Below are 530 nucleotides of genomic sequence, written 5' to 3' on the forward strand. Positions count from 1 at the left end.
CAGATGGCGATCATCCAGTTGGGCGACGCGTTCAAGAATTTCTTCGCGGGCCGCGCCCGCTATCCGCAGTTCCGCAAGAAGGGCGTGCACGACCGCTTTACGCTCACCAACGATCAGTTCAGTATCGACGCCTCACGCATTCGCATCCCCAATCTCGGCTGGGTGCGCATGCGCGAGACGTTGCGCTTTGCTGGGAAGATCATGTCGGCCACGGTCTCCCGTGTGGCCGACCGCTGGTTCGTCAGCATCACCGTGGACACACCCGACAGTTCGCATCTGCCCGAAGCCGAAAGCCAAGGCGCGGTGGGTGTCGATCTGGGTGTGTCGTCGCTGGCGACGCTCTCGACGAGAGAATCGATCCCCGGCCCCAAGGCCCACAAGGCTTTGCTGGCCCGCCTGCGCAAGCTATCGCGCAGCCTGTCGCGCAAGGTCAAGGGATCGGCCAATCGTCGCAAGGCGAAGGCAAAGCTGGCGAAGCTGCATGCTCGCATCGCCGCCATCCGCTCGGATGCCCTGCACAAGCTCACGAC

At 63.4% G+C, this 530-nt stretch carries 1 protein-coding gene; it reads left to right on the forward strand.

Annotated features, from left to right (window positions below; all coding sequences use genetic code 11):
• The coding region (locus tag AC07UK_RS38860; RefSeq protein WP_494693929.1) for an RNA-guided endonuclease InsQ/TnpB family protein at positions 1–530 on the forward strand (530 nt) is incomplete at both ends.

Source organism: Cupriavidus sp. GW821-FHT07C08, assembly GCF_059419025.1.